We start from the raw sequence: 16,313 nt of genomic DNA on the forward strand, positions 1-16,313 counted from the left end.
GCGGAAGAATGGCCGAAAAGGCCCGGTCCCGAACCGATCATCGGTTCGGGACCGGGCCTTTTCGCGTGATTCCCCGACTTCCGACTCCCCGACTCCCCGACTCCCCGACACGTCGCTGCCGCGACATTGCGTTTCGTCGTTTCGTCGTTTCGTCGGCCGTTGGGGAAAAGGCAGGGGGCCCGCCGATCGGCGGGCCCCCTTGGGTACTGCTCTTGTGCTCATGGTGGCGGCTGTCGGGAGCCGCCGGCGGACCCGTACAGGTCCCGAGCGATCAGAACACCAGAGGATGGTCAGACAGCGGTGACGTTCTCCGCCTGCGGGCCCTTCGGGCCCTGGGTGACGTCGAAGGTGACCGCCTGGTTCTCCTCCAGCGAACGGAAGCCGTTCGCGTTGATGGCGGAGTAGTGGACGAAGACGTCGGGGCCGCCGCCCTCCTGGGCGATGAAGCCGAAGCCCTTCTCAGCGTTGAACCACTTGACGGTTCCCGTGGCCATGCCGTTCTCCTTGCGATGCGTGTCGGGGGCCACACCGTGTGACACCCGGTCCGCTGCGCTGATCGCCCTGCCTTCGGACGAGTCCGAAGTTTTTCGATATTGCTGAAAAACTACAAAAAGCCCGCGGTTACATGCTCCGCAGGCTTCAAGTACTGCAAGGGGAATCAAACTGCAACTGAGGGCAACGCTAGCATGCGGCCGCTGTGACGACCAGGGGTGACTTGCGGCGCGGACGGCGCGTGTCGTAAGGCCTCCGGAGGGGTGCCGGGAAGGCCGTGGGACGGGTGCGGCGAGGCCTCCGGGCCCGCCCGCCGCGAGCCCCCGAGCGCGTGTCGCGAGGCCCGCCGCCGGACCCCGCCGACCCCGGGCATACGCTGCTGAGTAGCCGTACGAACAGCAAGGGAGCGGCACAGTGGCAGCACCGGACGCGCACTCACCGGAGCACTCGGAGCCTTCCGAGCCCTCGAACCCCGCGAAGCCCTCGGACCCCTCGAAGCCCCCGGCGCCCTCGAACCCGGCGAAGCCCCCGGCGCCGGAACAGGACGCACCGATCAGGCCGCGCGTCGGCCACATCCAGTTCCTGAACTGCGTCCCCCTCTACTGGGGCCTCGCCAGGACCGGCAACCTGCTCGACCTGGACCTCACCAAGGACACCCCGGAGAAGCTGAGCGACCAACTCGTCGACGGCTCCCTCGACATCGGGCCGATCACCTGCGTGGAGTACCTGCGCAACGCCGACGACCTGCTCATCCTGCCCGACATCGCGGTCGGCAGCGACGGCCCGGTGATGTCCTGCCACATCGTGAGCAAGGTGCCGCTCGCCGACCTCGACGGCCGCCGGGTCGCCCTCGGCTCCACCAGCCGCACCTCCGTCCGGCTCGCCCGGCTGCTCCTGGAGGAACGCGAGGGCGTGCGCCCCGACTACTTCAGCTGCCCGCCCGAACTCGGCCAGATGCTCGCCGAGGCCGACGCCGCCGTCCTGATCGGCGATCCGGCCCTGCGCGCCCACCTCGGCCAGGCCGCCGAACTCGGCCTCACCGTGCACGACCTCGGCGCGATGTGGAAGGAGTGGACCGGCCTGCCGTTCGTCTTCGCCGTCTGGGCCGTGCGCCGCGAGTTCGCCGAACGCCGCCCCGAGCTGACCGCGGCCGTCCACCGGGCCTTCCTGGAGTCCCGCGACCTGTCGCTCGTCGAGGCGGCCAAGGTCGCCGAACAGGCCGCCCGCTGGGAGACCTTCGGGGCCGACGTGCTGGAGAAGTACTTCAGCGAGGCGCTCGACTTCTCGCTCGGCGAGCGGCAGCTCGCCGGGATCGCCGAGTTCGCCCGGCGGGTCGCGCACGACAGCGGGTTCGCGCCGGACGTGGCGGTGCGGCTGCTGGAACCGGTGGCGCTGCCGGTGAGCGCCGCGCCGGCGGTGTAGGCGGCCGGTCGCGAGCCCGGGCGTTCGGGTGTCGGGGCGGGCGCGAGGGAGGGCGGGCCCGGTACGGTCTGCTCCCGGAGCGGGTCCGCTCCCGGCGCGCCCGAGCGGCACGGCGACGGCGACCGCGCGGGCGCGGGGCGAGGGGAGCGTACGGGCATGCGGGCACTCGGGGCGGACGACCCGCGCCAGGTCGGCGCGTACCGGCTGCTGCGGCGGCTGGGCGCGGGCGGGATGGGCCGCGTCTACCTCGGCCGCACGGCCGGCGGGCGCACCGTCGCCGTCAAGGTGGTGCGCGGCGAACTCGCCGACGACGCCGAGTTCCGCGCCCGGTTCCGCCAGGAGGTGGCCGCCGCCCGGCGCGTCGGCGGCGCCTGGACCGCGCCCGTCCTCGATGCCGACACCGAGGGCGAGCAGCCCTGGGTCGCCACCGGCTACGTGGCCGGCCCCGCGCTCGGCACCGCCGTCCAGGACTTCGGGCCGCTGCCAGGACCCGCCGTGCGCGCCCTCGGCATCGGGCTCGCCGAGGCGCTGCAGCACGTCCACGGGCTCGGGCTGGTGCACCGGGACGTCAAGCCGTCCAACGTGCTGCTCACCCTGGCCGGGCCGCGGCTGATCGACTTCGGCATCGCCCGCGCACTCGACGCGAGCAGCGGCCTCACCCAGTCCGGGTACGTGGTCGGCTCACCCGGCTTCATGTCGCCCGAACAGGCGAACGGACAGACCGCGGGCCCGGCCGGCGATGTCTTCTCGCTCGGCGCCGTCCTCGCCTTCGCCGCCACCGGGGTCCACCCCTTCGGGGAGGGCGTCAGCGCGGCCGTCTTCCTCTACCGGGTGCTGCACGAGGAACCCGACGTCGCCGGGCTCACCGAGCCGCTGCGCGGGATCGTCCTGGCGTGCCTCGCGAAGGACCCGGCCGCCCGACCCACCCCGCGGCAGCTGCGGGACCGGCTCGACCCGGACGGCGGTGCCGCCGCCCGGCTCGGGCAGGGCGGGTGGCTGCCGCCCGCGCTGGCGGCGGCGGTGGGGCGCAGCGCGGTGGAGCTGCTGGACCTGGAGGGGGAGGAGCCGGGCGGTTCGGGGGGTTCCGGGGGGTTCGGGCCGGCGGAGCCCGCACTGGTGGAGCCCGTGCTGGTGGATCCGGGGCCGACGGATCCGGGGCCGGTGGTGTCGGACGTGCCGGCAGGCGCGGCGCCGGCGGGGGCGGAGCGGTCGCGGGCGGGCCGGTCGCGGACCGGGCGGAGGACCGCCGGGGCGGCGCTGGCGGTGGCGGTGCTCGCGGGCGGCGGGTACGGGCTGTACGCGGGGCTGCACCGGGACGAGCCGGTGGGGCCGGTCCGGCCGGTCGGGCCGGTCGCTGATGCGACGGCGTCCGGGAGCCCGGGGGCCACCGGGCCGTTGCCGGCGCCGTCCCCTCCTCCTACGGGGCCTACTGCGGGCACTGCCTCGGGCACCGCTTCGGGCACCGCTTCGGGCACTGCGTCGGGCACTGCTTCGGCGGCGCCCGTGGCGTCCGGGACGGGCGGGCCGAGCGCGGTGCCGGCCGCGTTCCTCGGCACCTGGCGCGGGGAGATGGCCACCGAGAAGGGTCTGTCCGCCGGGACCACCACGGTCACCGTCCACCCCGGCGCGATCGGGCAGGAGAGCACCACCAGCCGCAACGCCCTCACCGGCCTGTTCTCGATCAGCTGCGAGGGCGCCTGGACGCTCAAGTCGGTCGCCGACGGCAAGCTGGTGTTCCAGTCCCGGCTGCTCCACTCCTCGATCCCCGGTGCCTGCACCAGCGGCTCCAACACGGAGACGCTCACCCTGCAGACCGACGGCACGATCCGCTTCAACTCCGCCGATCCGGCGGCCGGGAACCCGTCCGGCACGCTGCGCAAGGTGGACGGGACGGCGCCGGGCACGGGCGCGGCGGGCTGACGCGGGCGCCTGAAATCAGCTGGCGTAGGCTGGTTCGGCCGTACCCGGACGCCCCTTGTCCGGCCTCCGGCAGCGCTGGACGAGCAGCGGAAACGCACCAGCGGAGCGGGGACCGAGCAGTACCCGGGCAGCACCGGGGCAGTACCCGCGCAGCACCGGGGCAGTACCCGAGCAGCATCCGAGCAGTATCCGAGAGAGAGAAGGCCGACAGGTGACCGAGATCGCAGCGACCACCCTCGATGCGTCCAGCACCGACCTGCAGGCCGTGCTCGACCGCGCCGCCGCCGGCGGCCGGATCACCCCGGAGGAGGCGCTCGACCTCTACCGCTTCGCGCCGCTGCACGCGCTCGGCTCCGCCGCCGACGCGGTGCGCCGCCGCCGCTACGCCGGCACCGAGCACATCGCGACGTACATCATCGAGCGCAACATCAACTACACCAACGTGTGCGTGACGGCCTGCAAGTTCTGCGCCTTCTACGTGCCGCCGAAGAGCGACAAGGGCTGGTCCCGCGAGCTCGACGAGATCCTGCGCCGCTGCGCCGAGACCGTCGAACTGGGCGGCACCCAGATCATGTTCCAGGGCGGCCACCACCCCGACTACGGCGTCGAGTACTACGAGCGCGCCTTCTCGGCGATCAAGGCCGACTTCCCGCAGCTGGTGATCCACTCCCTCGGCGCCTCCGAGGTCGAGCACATGGCCAAGGTCTCGGGCGTCTCGATCGAGGAGGCCATCACCCGGATCCACCGGGCCGGCCTGGACTCCTTCGCCGGCGCCGGCGCCGAACTGCTCCCGGAGCGGCCGCGCAAGGCCATCGCCCCGCTGAAGGAGTCCGGCGAGCGCTGGCTGGAGATCATGGAGGCCGCGCACGGCCTCGGCGTCGAGTCCACCTCCACCATGCTGATGGGCACCGGCGAGACCAACGCCGAGCGGATCGAGCACCTGCGGATGATCCGCGACGTGCAGGACCGCACCGGCGGTTTCCGGGCGTTCATCCCGTACACCTACCAGCCGCAGAACAACCACCTGAAGGGCTCGACCCAGGCGACCGTCTTCGAATACCTGCGGATGATCGCGATCGCCCGCCTGTTCCTCGACAACGTCGCCCACATCCAGGGCTCCTGGCTGACCACCGGCAAGGAGGCCGGCCAGCTGTCGCTGCACTACGGGGCGGACGACCTCGGATCCGTGATGCTGGAGGAGAACGTCGTCTCGGCGGCCGGCGCCAAGCACCGCTCCAACCTCACCGAGCTGATCCACCTCATCCGGGCCGCCGACCGCGTCCCGGCGCAGCGCTCCACCACGTACGAGCACCTGCGGGTGCTGGACGACCCGGCCAACGACCCGGTCGACCCGCGGGTCGCCTCGCACATCGCCTCCACGGCGATCGAGGGCGGCACCGCGCACCCCGAGCTGAAGATCCTGGACAACTGAGGCCGGTCGCTCCCGTGCCCACCCGGGGCTGCCGCGCCGGCCCCGGGGCCGGCCGTTCTCGTGACGACGTGTTGACCCCGGAGCTGATGTGTTGACCCTGCACCGGGCGGCGTTCGTGCTGCCCGACCCGGCCGACCCCGCCGCCCCGTCCCTCCCGGACGGGGCGGTGCTGGTGCGCGGCGAGCAGGTGGAGGCGGTCGGGCCGTACCCGGAGCTGGCGGCGGCCCACCCCGGCGCGCGGGTGCGCGACTGGGGCCCGGGCTCGCTGCTCGCGCCCGGGCTGCGCCACCCGTCCGGGCACCGGCTGCTCGAACGCGACTACCACCCCGACCCGCGGGAGGGCGTCGGGGTCGAGCCGGTCGCGGACGGGCTGGTGGGCTGCGCCGACGAGGCGCGGTTCGGGGCGAGTGCGCGGCGCGGGCTGCAGCGGATGCTCGGGTACGGGGTGACGGCGGTGGCCGGGCCGTTCGAGCGGGCCGCGGTGCGGACGGCGGTGGCGCGGTCGGGGCTGGCGGTGCTGCCGTCGGCGGCCGGGGCGGTGGGGGCGCTGGACCCGTTGGCGGTGCTGCCGTTCGCGGAGGCCGTCCACGGGCGGGTGGCGGCCGGCGGGCGGGCGGACTTCGCGGTGTTCCCGGTGGTCCCGGTGTTCCCGGTGGTCCCGGTGGTCCCGGTGGTTCCGGTGGTTCCGGTGCAGGGCGTGGTGGACGGCTCGGGGGAGGGGCGCCCCGGACCGGCGGCGGGCGGGTGCCTGGCCACCGTGCTGGGCGGGCGGCTGGTGTACCGGCGCCGGTGAGGCCCGGCCGCGGCGGGGGCCGTCCGGTGCGGGCCGGACCGCACGGGCCTTCCGGTGACGGTGTGACGTACTCGTCAGTAGTCGGATTCCCGTGTGGCGTACGGGACTTCCTTCGTGTGCACCCGAACTCCGGTGTCCTCGTAAGGGGGTGATTCCCCCTTCGCCGTGACCTGAAGGCCCGCCAGCGGATACGATCCCCGACAGCGCTCACTCCGTACCCTCACCACACCACCGTCCGTGCCCGCGGGCGGCGGGGCCACGTCCCAGGCCCCGAAGGCAAGCCAGGACAGGAACCATGCGAACCGCGATCGTTCCCCCGCCGCGCTCCCCGCGGATGGGCCGTGGTTGGTACCTCGCCGCCGTACTCAGCGCCGTGATGGCCCTCGGCATGTGCCTGCTCGGCTGGCGCCAGGCCGACCAGGCCGACCGGATCGAGGCCCACCCGGTGCGAGTCGAAGGCGTCGTCACCCAGCTCCCCACGGGGGGCGGCAGCTACAGCGCCGTCAGCTACCGGGCCGCCGGACAGCCGCACACCGCCGCCGCGCTGCCGCTCGCGGACGGCACCAAGCTCGGCGACACCATCTGCCTGGAGCACGCCGCCGACGACCCGGGCGCGGTGCGGATCTGCGGCGACACCTATCCGCAGCCGGTCGGCGTCGGGCTGGCCCGGTACAGCGTGCCGGTCGCCGTCGTGCTCTTCGTGATCTGCGTGCTGCGCATCCGGCGCCACCGGCGGGCCCTCGCCGTCCGCACCCGGCAGGGGCGGCTGGCCGCCAACATCGCGCTGGCGACCGGGGCGCTGGCCGAGGGGATGCCGGCGATAACGCAGGGCAAGCGCTCCCGCCGGCGGCGGCGCGCGGGCGGGCGCCGCGGCCCGCGCTGAACGGGCGGGGCCTGCGGCGCGGCGCGCGGCGCGGTGGTGGCGCGGCGGCGGCACGGTCGCGGTGCGTCGGCGGCGGCGTGGCCGGGGTGCGTGGTCGGTGAGCGGACGCCAGGGTGAACAATGGGGGGCGTGACCCGAGCCTCCCTGGACAAGAAGCCGCACGAAGTCGCCGCCATGTTCGACGACGTCGCGGCCAAGTACGACCGCACCAACGACGTGCTCTCCCTCGGCCAGGCCCGCTTCTGGCGCCGGGCCGTGGCCGAGGCGGTCGCCGCCGGCCCGGGGGACCTCGTGCTCGACCTCGGGGCCGGCACCGGCACCTCCTCGCTGCCCTTCGCCGAGGCCGGGGCGCAGGTCGTCCCGTGCGACTTCTCGGTCGGCATGCTCGTCGAGGGCAAGCGCCGCCACCCCGAGCTGGCGCTCACCGCCGGCGACGCCACCCGGCTGCCCTTCGCGGACGACACCTTCGACTCGGTGACGATCTCCTTCGCCCTGCGCAACGTCCACGACACCGACGCGGCGCTGCGCGAGATGCACCGGGTCACCAAGCCCGGCGGCAAGCTGGTGATCTGCGAGTTCTCCACCCCGACCTGGACGCCCTTCCGCACGGTCTACACCGAGTACCTGATGCGTGCCCTGCCGCCGGTGGCCACCGCCGTCAGCAGCAGCCCCGACGCGTACGTCTACCTCGCCGAGTCCATCCGGGCCTGGCCCGACCAGCCCGCGCTGGCCGGCCGGATGCAGGAGAGCGGCTGGTCCAAGGTCGCCTGGCGGAACCTGACCGGTGGCATCGTCGCGCTGCACCGGGGGTACAAGCTCGCGTAGCGGCTGTGCTGTGCTGTGCTGTGCTGAAAGGCGTCCGCACGGGTGGGGCGGGGGCGTTCCCGGCGGCGTGAGCGGAACTAGACTGCCGGGGACGAAGCCGCCGTCCCCCTCCCCCCGACCCCGTCGCAGCTCCAGGAGTGTGTCCACGTGTCCGAGACCGCAGCCGATCTGACGAAGCCGGAGAGCACGGTCGAGAGCACCGCCGACGTCATCGTGGTGGGCGCGGGCCCGGCCGGTTCCACCACCGCCTACTACCTGGCCCAGGCCGGGCTGGACGTGCTGCTGCTGGAGAAGACCGCCTTCCCGCGCGAGAAGGTCTGCGGCGACGGTCTGACCCCGCGCGCCACCAAGCAGCTGGTCGACATGGGCATCGACGTCTCCACCGAGAACGGCTGGCTGCACAACCGCGGCCTGCGCATCATCGGCGGCGGCGTCCGGCTGGAACTCGACTGGCCCGAGCTGTCCTCCTTCCCCGACTACGGGCTGGTCCGCAAGCGCGCCGACTTCGACGAACTGCTCGCCCGCCAGGCCGAGAAGGCCGGCGCCCGGCTCTACGAGCGGTGCAACGTCAGCGGGCCCGTCCTCGACGACCGCACCGGGCGGATCGTCGGCGTCACCGCCAAGCTCGGCGACGAGAAGCGGCCGGTCACCTTCCGCGCCCCGCTCGTCGTCGCCGCGGACGGCAACTCCACCCGGCTCTCGCTCGCCATGGGCCTGCACCGCCGCGAGGACCGCCCCATGGGCGTCGCCTACCGGACGTACTTCACCTCGCCGCGGCACGACGACGACTACCTCGAGTCCTGGCTGGAACTCTGGGACACCCGCGACGGCCAGCGCAAGCTGCTGCCCGGGTACGGGTGGGTCTTCGGCATGGGCGACGGCACCTCCAACGTCGGCCTCGGCATCCTCAACTCCTCGCCCGCCTTCGGCGAGCTCGACTGGCGCGAGGTGCTGAAGGCCTGGTGCGCCGGCATGCCCGAGGAATGGGGCTACACCCCCGAGAACATGACCGAGCCGATCCGCGGCGCCGCCCTGCCGATGGCCTTCAACCGGCAGCCGCACTACACCCGCGGACTGCTGCTCGTCGGCGACGCCGGCGGCATGGTCAACCCGTTCAACGGCGAAGGCATCGCCTACGCGATGGAATCCGGACAGCTCGTCGCCGGGGTCATCGTGCAGGCACTCGCCCGGGTGACCGCCACCGGACGCGAGCGTGCCCTCCACGCGTACCCGCGCGTCCTCAAGGACACCTACGGCGGCTACTACACGCTCGGCCGCGCCTTCGTGAAGCTCATCGGCAACCCGAAGGTGATGCAGCTCGCCGCCCAGCGCGGCCTCACCCACCCGCTGCTGATGCGCTTCACGCTCAAGCTGCTCGCCAACCTCCGCGACCCGCAGGGCGGCGACGTGATGGACCGCGTCATCAACGGCCTCACGAAGGTCGCGCCCAACTCCTGAGACATCGCGCCGGATGCTTGGCCTCGGGGCCTCGGGGCGCCTGGCGTGTGTCAGGGCGTGGGGGCGGTGGTGCTCCGGGGCGTGTTGCTGGTGCTGTTGGTGTGGGTGTCGCCGTTGAGTGCTTCGCCGTCGCCATCTTCGCCGTCTTCGTCGCTGGGGGCGTCGTCGCCGCGGGAGGCGGCTGAGCGCTGCTCCACGTAGGCGAGGCGTTCGGCGAAGACCCGGGACGCGTCCGGGGTGAGCGTCCTGAGCGCGACGAGTGCGGTGAAGACGACGTCGCACAGCTCGTGCTGGACGTCCTCCCAGGTGTGGGTGACACCCTTGCGCGGGTTCTGACCGGTGGCCCCGATCACGGCCGCGCCGACCTCGCCGACCTCCTCGGAGAGCTTGAGGAGCCGCAGCAGACGCTCCTCCTGGGGCGACTGCGTGCTCTCCTCGTCGAGCCATGCGACCAGGTGGTCGACGCTCTCCCAGATCCGGCTGTCCATGCGGCGCTGCTCCCGTGCGGTGTGGTCGGTGCCTGCTGCCACCGTACGGGAGCGGCGACGGTCGATCGGGTCCAGTGGGCGAGGGGCCTCCTGTCCGATCAGTTGGTGCTGATCTTCACGTGGCGGATGTTCACCGGGAGGTTGGGGAAGCCGTCGCCGGGGTTGTTCTGGTCGTCCTCGCCGCCGGCGGCGATCTTCTGCAGGACGTCCAGGCCCTCCGTGACCCGGCCGAACGGGGTGTAGGCGGGGGAGAGCTTGGTGTCCTTCCAGACGAAGAAGAACTGGCTGCCGTTGGTGTTCGGGCCGGCGTTGGCCATGGCGACCGTTCCGGCCGGGTAGGTGGCGCCGGTCAGGTTCTCGTCCGGGAACGAGTAGCCGGGGCCGCCGCTGCCCGTCCCGGTCGGGTCCCCGCACTGCAGGACGTAGATCCGCTGGGTGGTGAGGCGGTGGCAGTGGCTGCGGTCGAAGTAGTCGTTCTCGGCAAGGAAGCGGAAGGAGAAGGTGGTGCAGGGCGCCTTGTCGGTCAGCGCCTCGAAGGTGATCCGGCCCTGGCTGGTCCGCAGCGTCGCGCGGTACGGCTCCGCTGCCTCCTCGGGGTCGAAGACGGGGATGCCCTTGAAGTTGTCGGCCGGCACGGCAGGCGTGTAGCTGCAGGCGGCAGCAGCGGTCGCGGGCCGGGGTGCGGCGTCCGCGACGGCGGTGCCGGTGCTCGCGACGAGCGGCAGGACGGTGGCGGCGGCGACCAGAGCCCAGTGCTTGCGCTTCACGTGACGGGCCTTCCGTGGGGTGGTGGACGGCTGGATTGTCATGGAGGAATCATCCACGGCGGGGTGGGCGTCCGATAGAGGGCGGGGCGGTTGCGCTTCCTTCGGCTGGCCGGTGCCGATGGTCGGTCAGTTGTCGTTCGGGGTCATCGATTTCCGTTGGGTGGTCGGGGCTTCGGGCGTCGAGGCGGGTTCGGCGCCCGGGCCAGGTCCGGGCTCGGGCTCGGGGTCGAGTCCGGGGCTGGGATCGGGCTTCGGGCTCGGGGTGAACAGGCCGGCTCGGGCGGCCAGGGCGGCGGCGTCGGCAGCCCGCTCGGCTGTGTGGGCGTCCAGCGGTTCGCCGGTGACGAACAGGCGGTAGTAGAGCGGCGCGGTGGCGGCCCGCACCACTTCCGCGCCATCCGTCCCTGCGGGCAACTCCCCCCGGGCGACGGCCCGTTCGGCCACCCTTGCGGCCTGGTGGTGGCGGGCCGCGAAGAACGCGCGCAGGGCGGCGGCGCCGGTGTCCGAGCGCTGGGCGGCGGCGATCAGCGCGATCGGAGTGGGGGCCTGGTCCGGGTCGGTGAAGACGGCATGCACCTCCTGCGTAATGCGGCGGAGATCCTCCTGGAGGTCTCCGGTGTCGGGTAGCGGCCAGGCCTGGTCGGCTGACGCGGTCAAGGCCTCCGCGACCAAGCCGTCCACTCCGCCCCAGCGTCGGTAGAGCGTCGCCTTGTGGACCCCGGAACGGGTGGCGACGGCTTCGACGGTGAGGCCGTCGTAGCCCTTCTCGGTGACCTCGGCAAGCGTGGCGGCGACCACGTCCGCCCGCACGCGGGAGCTGCGCCCGCCGGGCCGTGGCGTCGGCGTGCGGGGTCGATCGGGGGCCGCGGCGCGGGGGCGCCCGGATCGCTCGGCTCCCGGGTGGCTCGCCGGTTCGTCGAGCGGCAGGCCGGCCCGCGGGCCGGCCGAGTGGTCGCGCTCGGGGTGTGGGGCTGCATGCAAAGTCGACTCCAGTCGCATTAGTGCTTGCCGTGAAGGTGGCAACCTGCCATGATCATCGTAATGCGACGCCAGTCGCATTACGAGAGGAGTCCGCTTGTCCGCCACCTCCATCCCCGATCCCACCGCCCTTCACCCGCTCACCGGCCACGACCGAGTGGTCCTGCTGCGCCCGCTCGTGACCGACCCCCGGATCGAGGTCGGCGAGTACACCTACTTCGACGACCCGGACGGAGCCACCCGCTTCGAGGAGCGCAACGTCCTCTACGCCTACGGGCCCGAGCGGCTGGTGATCGGCAAGTACTGCGCCATCGCCACCGGGACCCGGTTCCTGATGGCCGGTGCCGCCCACCCGGCCATCGGCGTCTCCACCTTTCCCTTCACCATGTTCGGCGGCGCCTGGACCGAGCGGACCCTCGACATCGTCACCGGCCTCCCCAGCCGAGGGGACACCGTGATCGGCAACGACGTCTGGTTCGGCTTCGGCGCCACCGTCCTTCCCGGCGTCCGGATCGGCGACGGAGCGATCATCGCGGCCGGAGCGATGGTCACCGCAGACGTCGAGCCCTACACCGTCGTCGGCGGCAACCCCGCCCGCCCGATCCGCCGCCGCTTCGACGACCCCGACACCGAGCGCCTGCTTCGCTCGGCGTGGTGGGACTGGCCCGTCGAACTCGTCACCGAGCACGTCCGCACCGTCATGTCCGGCACGCCGGCCGAGATCGAGGCGATCGCCGCTGCGAACGGTCTGCTCGCTGCCTGACCCTCAGCGAGCCGAGCCGGGCATTGCCCGCCGGCGGGCCGATACGCGAGGATGGCGCACCCCTGCCCCACGCCCCGCCCTGTTCACCACTGGGCCTGCCGCCCAGCACCTGGGTCCGTCCGACGCCGTACGGTACTCGCGCCCGCCGGTTCCGTCCGCTCGGAGGGTTCTTCCTCATGCGTGCCTCCCTGTCCGTGTCCTCGTCCTCATCGATGCTCCGCGACCTACCGGTCCTGCTCGTGGCAGTCGTGTGGGGGTCGAGCTTCCTCGCCGTCCAACGAGTGGCCGAGCCGAGGACGGCCGTGGCCATGCTCGTCCTGCGGTTCGGGCTGGTGCTCCCCCTGCTCGGAGCGGTCGCCTGGCGGTCGCTGCGAAGGCTGAGCCGCGCCGAGTGGCTCGGCGGTGCCGCCCTCGGGCTGGTGCTCAGCGGGATCTTCCTGCTCGAGACCTACGGCGCCGTGCACACCTCCGCCACCAACGCGGGGCTCATCATCAGCCTCGCGATGGTGCTCACCCCGCTCGGCGAGAGCGCACTCGCCCGAACCGCGCCACCGCGAGCCTTCCTCGCGGCAGCCGGGCTCGCCGTCGCCGGCGTCGCCCTGCTCACCGGGGACGGCGGGCTGCGCCCTCCCACGCTCGGCGACCTCCTCGTCCTGGGTGCCGCCCTGGTCCGTTCGGCGTACGTCCTCGCCACCGCGCGCACGCGCGCCGTCCGCGACACCGACACGCTCGCCATCACCTGGATCCAACTCACCGTCGCCACCTCCGTGTTCGCCGTCGTCGCGCTGTCCGTGGGCCCCTCGCCCTGGGCCGTCGCCCGCTCGTACGGGGCCGGCCAGTGGGCCTGGCTGCTGCACCTGTCCTTGTTCTGCACGCTCTTCGCCTTCTTCGTTCAGACGTGGGCCGTCCGGGAGAGCTCACCGTCCCGGGTGAGCCTGCTGCTCGGCACCGAACCGCTGTGGGCCGCCGTCTTCGGCATCACCATCGCCGGGAACCGGATGGGCCCGCTCGCACTGCTCGGGGGAGCCCTGGTCCTGGTGGCGACGGAGTGGGGCCGCCGCACCGCCCCGACCCCCGAGCGCGACGAGGCGTCCGAGCCGGTGCCGGAGTCCGTTCCGGTCTGACCCGTGGTCCTCGTCACTGCGGTCCTCGTCACCGCGGCCGTCATCACCGGCGCCGCAGGGTACGGCGCGCGAAGTCGACGGTGACCGCCCCGAGCAGCGGCCCCCACGCGACCAGCGGCAGGTAGGCGAGGGTCATCACCGCAGCGGCAATGCCCTGAGGCGAGTCCGGGTCTGCCATGTCCCGCGCCCATCCCCCGAACAGTGCGGACATGCCCGTCCAGGTGAGCACCACCGAGCCCAGTGCGGCCGGGACGATCGCGGCGAGCGGGCGGACCCTCCGGCCGCCGATCAGCGGTATCCACCGGGGCGCCACCTGCCCCCACGGCCGGACCAGGCCGACGGTCAGGAAGGCCAGCGACTCGGCCACGGCGCTCAGCACGATCACGTAGACGGTGCCCCAGCCCGGCTGGTGCTCGGCGAACGCCGCGCCCGTGGCTCCCGTGAAGCCGACCGGAACACCGAAGCCGAACGCGATCCGCCACACCCCCGAGGGCACGGTCGTCCACAGGGTGGCCCTGGCGGCCAGTTCGGCCCAGCGCGGCGCGGGCGGCACGCCGGTGGTGACGGCCGCGGCGGGCCGGTCGCGGACACGGGACTTGAGCATGATCTTCGACATGGCGGTGAACCCCTCCTCGAACCGGCGCCCTTGGCCGGCTGCGATGACCCAAGACTGACCGCACTCCAGGGCTTCGCGGCAGTGCCGATCGGGCTGTTCCTCCAGCTCAACAGGCCGATGAAATATGCCGATCGGCACAAGCGCGCCACCTGGGCGGCGTCGTAATGTGACGGCAGTCGAAGAGACGAACACGCGGAAAGGAGGCGGTGACGGTGACTCAACTCCTGTCGGGAGTCGTCCTGGTCCTGCTGCTGCCGGCCTGGGCGGCACGGCGGCGGTACGGAGCGGCGGCCGTGACCACCGCACTCGGGGCGGTGTCGGTGGCCGTCACCGCCGGTGTCTGGATCCTCGGCCGCTGGACCGAGGAGGATCGCTGGCCTGGCCTGCTCGGCCTGGTCGAACTGGCCGCCCTGCTCCTGGCGGTGATCTTGAGCCTGCGCTCCGAGGACGGCCCGCGCTGCGCGGCGGCGGCCTGGACGGCCTGTGGAGCGGTCACGCTGTGGCTGTCCCGCTTCGAGGCGATCGCCGGGCCCGGCGACACCCTCACCCTCTTCGGATTCGGGTCGATGCTCTCCCTCCCCGCCGTCCTGGTCGGCCTTTACCTGCGGGGCGTGGATGAGGCCCGCAACCGCGCGGTGGCCGAGGCGAAGCGGACCCAGCGTCTGGAACTCGCCCATGACCTGCACGACTTCGTGGCACACGACGTGAGCGGCATGGTCGCGCAGGCGCAGGCCGGGGCCTACCTGGCCGCGATCGATCCGGCGCGGGCGGTGGAGATGTTCGAGCGGATAGAGCAGGCCGGCCAGCGGGCCCTGGCCTCGCTGGACCGGACGGTGCAGCTGCTGCGCTCCGAGGACGGCGGTGGCCGGGACCCGCAGCCCGGATTGGCCGAACTCATCGAGGTGGCCGAGCAGTTCACCGCATCGGGAGGTGCGGACGTTCGGCTGGAGCTACCGGACCAGACCGTCCCGCGTGAGGTGGAGGGCACGGTCCACCGGATCGTCGTCGAGGCTCTGACCAACGTCAGGCGGCACGCGGCGGCAGCGCGCACGGTCGAGATCCAGGCCCGCTGTACGGGCGGATGGCTGGAGCTGACCGTGATCAACGACGGTTGGGGCCAGACTTCGGCCCGGCCGCGTCGAGGCGGTGGGAGCGGACTGCCGGGGCTGACCGCCCGGGTGGAAGCCCTCGGAGGATCACTCGATGCGGGTCCGCACGGACAGGACTCCTGGCGGGTGGCAGCATCGCTGCCCGTGGAGGGAGCCCACCGTGGGCAGGAGCGGTCGGTGCAGAAGCAGGGCCAGGCCGTGAGAGGGGTGATTCACGTATGAGCAGCAAGGCGGGGCCGATCCGCATCCTGATCGCCGACGACCAGGCGGATGTCCGCAGCGCGTTCCGCATGGTTCTGGACGCCCAGCCGGACATGACGGTGGTGGCGGAGGCGCCGGACGGTGCGCTCGCGGTGCAGGAGGCGCGGCGGCTGAAGCCGGATGTGGTCATCGCGGACATCCGGATGCCGAAGCTCGACGGCCTTGAGGTGACGCGGCAGTTGGAGGGCCAGTGCAAGGTCGTCGTGGTGACGACCTTCGACCTGGACGAGTACGTGCACACGGCCCTGCGGCACGGTGCGGCGGGATTCCTGCTGAAGCGCTCGGGCCCGGTGCTGCTGATCGAGGCGGTCCGGGCGGCGATGGCCGGGGACGCGTTGATCAGCCCCCAGGTCACGGTGCGGCTGCTGCGGCACATGGCGGTCACCGAACCGGATGTACGGCCCGTGCCCGATGCCGGGCCGGGTGTGGCCGGGCCGTTGATAGCCGGCCCGGCGGAGGAACTGACTGCGAGGGAAAGGGAGATTGCTGAGCTGGTGGCCGATGGCGCGACCAACGCAGAGATCGGCGCCGGGCTGTTCATCTCACCGGGGACGGTGAAGAACCACCTCGCCAACGTCCAGCGCAAGCTCGGTGCCCGTAACCGGGTGGGCATCGCGGCCTGGGTGTGGGAGCAGGCGGCCGGTAACCGGTGACCGGCCCCTGGCCCGAAGTGGCGAGGGCGGATCGGAGACAGGGCCCGCAGGAGGGCGACGCGCGGAAGGGAAAGGGAGGCAGGGTCAAGGGGTGATGGCGGGCCCGGGGGTCGGGCCGGGGATTGAGGACCGCGCGAGAAAGGGTGGTCTGCCCAGAAGGAGGTCGGGCCGGGGCCAAGGTAGCCCCTCGCCGAAGGGCCATGGGTGGGCGGGCACGAGGGCGTGCGGGTCCGCGCGAGCGCAAGAGCGCGGAGGCGCGGAGGAGTAGGTGCACGGGAAGTGCACGGGCACTGCGCGGGAGCGCAGGCGTGAGCGCGCGGGTAGACGGG

At 73.0% G+C, this 16,313-nt stretch carries 15 protein-coding genes and 1 pseudogene; 11 read left to right on the top strand and 5 right to left on the bottom strand.

Annotated elements, in window-relative coordinates; translation table 11 throughout:
- Positions 1 to 290 precede the first annotated feature (290 nt).
- The gene (locus tag VM95_RS03060; protein WP_045692393.1) at positions 291 to 494 is read right to left on the bottom strand and encodes a cold-shock protein; all 204 of its coding nucleotides are present in this window, start codon (positions 492 to 494) and stop codon (positions 291 to 293) included.
- A gap of 550 nt (positions 495 to 1,044) precedes the next feature.
- Here VM95_RS03060 and VM95_RS03065 point away from each other — a divergent pair.
- The 7 genes and pseudogenes from VM95_RS03065 to VM95_RS03095 form a co-directional block, all read left to right on the top strand.
- Positions 1,045 to 1,914: a menaquinone biosynthetic enzyme MqnA/MqnD family protein gene (locus VM95_RS03065; protein WP_045692441.1), complete on the top strand. Its 870-nt coding sequence runs from the start codon at positions 1,045 to 1,047 to the stop codon at positions 1,912 to 1,914.
- Between the two features lie 156 nt (positions 1,915 to 2,070).
- On the top strand, positions 2,071 to 3,834 hold the full coding sequence (locus tag VM95_RS03070) for a protein kinase domain-containing protein (protein ID WP_045692394.1): 1,764 nt from the start codon (positions 2,071 to 2,073) through the stop codon (positions 3,832 to 3,834).
- 220 nt (positions 3,835 to 4,054) lie between these two features.
- Entirely contained in the window at positions 4,055 to 5,266 is a 1,212-nt protein-coding gene (gene mqnC / locus VM95_RS03075) for a cyclic dehypoxanthinyl futalosine synthase (protein ID WP_045692442.1), read from the top strand.
- 88 nt (positions 5,267 to 5,354) lie between these two features.
- Complete coding sequence (locus VM95_RS03080) at positions 5,355 to 6,059, top strand: imidazolonepropionase-like domain-containing protein (RefSeq protein WP_045692395.1); 705 nt, start codon at positions 5,355 to 5,357, stop codon at positions 6,057 to 6,059.
- A 295-nt stretch (positions 6,060 to 6,354) separates the two neighbouring features.
- A complete protein-coding gene (locus tag VM95_RS03085) occupies positions 6,355 to 6,942 on the top strand; it encodes a hypothetical protein (protein WP_045692396.1) in 588 nt (195 codons plus the stop codon).
- Positions 6,943 to 7,071: 129 nt separating this feature from the next.
- Positions 7,072 to 7,767 carry a demethylmenaquinone methyltransferase gene (locus VM95_RS03090; protein ID WP_045692397.1) on the top strand — a complete coding sequence of 232 codons (696 nt, stop codon included), beginning with the start codon at positions 7,072 to 7,074 and terminating at the stop codon, positions 7,765 to 7,767.
- Between the two features lie 123 nt (positions 7,768 to 7,890).
- A pseudogene (locus VM95_RS03095) lies at positions 7,891 to 9,225 on the top strand (geranylgeranyl reductase family protein); the annotation flags it as partial.
- 50 nt (positions 9,226 to 9,275) lie between these two features.
- On the opposite strand, the gene VM95_RS45565 reads toward VM95_RS03095, so the two are convergent.
- The 3 genes from VM95_RS45565 to VM95_RS03110 form a co-directional block, all read right to left on the bottom strand.
- The gene (locus VM95_RS45565; RefSeq protein ID WP_425265279.1) at positions 9,276 to 9,755 is read right to left on the bottom strand and encodes a MazG-like family protein; all 480 of its coding nucleotides are present in this window, start codon (positions 9,753 to 9,755) and stop codon (positions 9,276 to 9,278) included.
- Positions 9,756 to 9,811: 56 nt separating this feature from the next.
- Positions 9,812 to 10,522: a peptidylprolyl isomerase gene (locus tag VM95_RS03105; protein WP_045692398.1), complete on the bottom strand. Its 711-nt coding sequence runs from the start codon at positions 10,520 to 10,522 to the stop codon at positions 9,812 to 9,814.
- An 84-nt stretch (positions 10,523 to 10,606) separates the two neighbouring features.
- The gene (locus VM95_RS03110; RefSeq protein WP_063773438.1) at positions 10,607 to 11,290 is read right to left on the bottom strand and encodes a TetR/AcrR family transcriptional regulator; all 684 of its coding nucleotides are present in this window, start codon (positions 11,288 to 11,290) and stop codon (positions 10,607 to 10,609) included.
- Positions 11,291 to 11,555: 265 nt separating this feature from the next.
- Here VM95_RS03110 and VM95_RS03115 point away from each other — a divergent pair, with 265 nt between their 5' ends.
- Positions 11,556 to 12,221: a CatB-related O-acetyltransferase gene (locus VM95_RS03115; RefSeq protein ID WP_208615390.1), complete on the top strand. Its 666-nt coding sequence runs from the start codon at positions 11,556 to 11,558 to the stop codon at positions 12,219 to 12,221.
- Between the two features lie 176 nt (positions 12,222 to 12,397).
- Positions 12,398 to 13,345 (top strand): DMT family transporter, encoded by a 948-nt coding sequence (locus tag VM95_RS03120; RefSeq protein ID WP_045692399.1) that lies wholly within the window; start codon positions 12,398 to 12,400, stop codon positions 13,343 to 13,345.
- Between the two features lie 43 nt (positions 13,346 to 13,388).
- Here VM95_RS03120 and VM95_RS03125 read toward each other — a convergent pair whose 3' ends face one another.
- Positions 13,389 to 13,961, bottom strand: a complete 573-nt coding sequence (locus VM95_RS03125) for a hypothetical protein (protein ID WP_244178595.1) — start codon at positions 13,959 to 13,961, stop codon at positions 13,389 to 13,391.
- Positions 13,962 to 14,173: 212 nt separating this feature from the next.
- Between VM95_RS03125 and VM95_RS03130 the strand changes: the two genes are divergently transcribed.
- On the top strand, positions 14,174 to 15,292 hold the full coding sequence (locus VM95_RS03130; protein ID WP_157881980.1) for a sensor histidine kinase: 1,119 nt from the start codon (positions 14,174 to 14,176) through the stop codon (positions 15,290 to 15,292).
- Positions 15,289 to 15,984: a response regulator gene (locus tag VM95_RS03135; RefSeq protein WP_045692400.1), complete on the top strand. Its 696-nt coding sequence runs from the start codon at positions 15,289 to 15,291 to the stop codon at positions 15,982 to 15,984. The genes VM95_RS03130 and VM95_RS03135 overlap by 4 nt, the downstream gene beginning before the upstream one ends.
- Positions 15,985 to 16,313: the final 329 nt, after the last annotated feature.

This window comes from Streptomyces rubellomurinus, from assembly GCF_000961885.1.
Classification (GTDB): Bacteria; Actinomycetota; Actinomycetes; order Streptomycetales; family Streptomycetaceae; genus Kitasatospora; species Kitasatospora rubellomurina.

Coding starts and splice junctions, on each gene's coding strand:
- VM95_RS03060 (WP_045692393.1), bottom strand. CDS start 494: ATGGCCACGGGAACCGTCAAGTGGTTCAACGCTGAGAAGGGCTTCGGC.
- VM95_RS03070 (WP_045692394.1), top strand. CDS start 2,071: ATGCGGGCACTCGGGGCGGACGACCCGCGCCAGGTCGGCGCGTACCGG.
- VM95_RS03085 (WP_045692396.1), top strand. CDS start 6,355: ATGCGAACCGCGATCGTTCCCCCGCCGCGCTCCCCGCGGATGGGCCGT.
- VM95_RS03105 (WP_045692398.1), bottom strand. CDS start 10,522: ATGACAATCCAGCCGTCCACCACCCCACGGAAGGCCCGTCACGTGAAG.
- VM95_RS03120 (WP_045692399.1), top strand. CDS start 12,398: ATGCGTGCCTCCCTGTCCGTGTCCTCGTCCTCATCGATGCTCCGCGAC.
- VM95_RS03125 (WP_244178595.1), bottom strand. CDS start 13,961: ATGTCGAAGATCATGCTCAAGTCCCGTGTCCGCGACCGGCCCGCCGCG.
- VM95_RS03135 (WP_045692400.1), top strand. CDS start 15,289: ATGAGCAGCAAGGCGGGGCCGATCCGCATCCTGATCGCCGACGACCAG.